A 527-nucleotide genomic window follows, 5' to 3' on the forward strand; every position below is an offset into this window, starting at 1 on the left:
TGATACTCTGTTCCAAGCCGTCGACGAGGTCGTCAAGACCCTCGATCGACTCTTGGCCTTTCGCAGTCGCCTCGAACGGAATGACGACGTTTCTGACGGCAACGAGAGCGTTGTACAGGATGGGGCCCGCCTTGCCAGCAGTGTCGACAATGATGACGTCGTACTCATCACGGACGTTCGCCTCGCGGAGGACACGATGCAACTGGTGGTACATGCTATAGGACTCCCCAAAGTTCTCGGCTTGCTGTTTCTCGTTGAGGAGGAACTCATGGAGGTCTTCGAGCATGTTGTGCGAGGGAATCAGGTCAATCCCACTTTCGACCTCGATGGCGAGGTCGTGAAAGTCACCTTTTGGGCGGCCGACGAGGTGTCGAACGAGATTGTCGACGTTCGGGTCACCACGGTCGTAGTCGGGACCAAAAAAGTACGTGAGACTCCCGTTTTGTGTGTCCATGTCGATTACGAGGACGTCGTGTCCTGCGCGTGCGTGACTTGCTGCGAGCGTCGCGGCAGTCGTCGTTTTACCG

General features: G+C 56.7%; 1 protein-coding gene. It reads right to left on the reverse strand.

All coding sequences use genetic code 11. The features are described 5' to 3' along the window. The coding region (locus AUR66_RS16085; RefSeq protein WP_157533174.1) for a ParA family protein at nt 1-527 on the reverse strand (527 nt) is incomplete at both ends.

The organism is Haloferax profundi (assembly GCF_001469865.1).
Lineage (GTDB): Archaea > Halobacteriota > Halobacteria > Halobacteriales > Haloferacaceae > Haloferax > Haloferax profundi.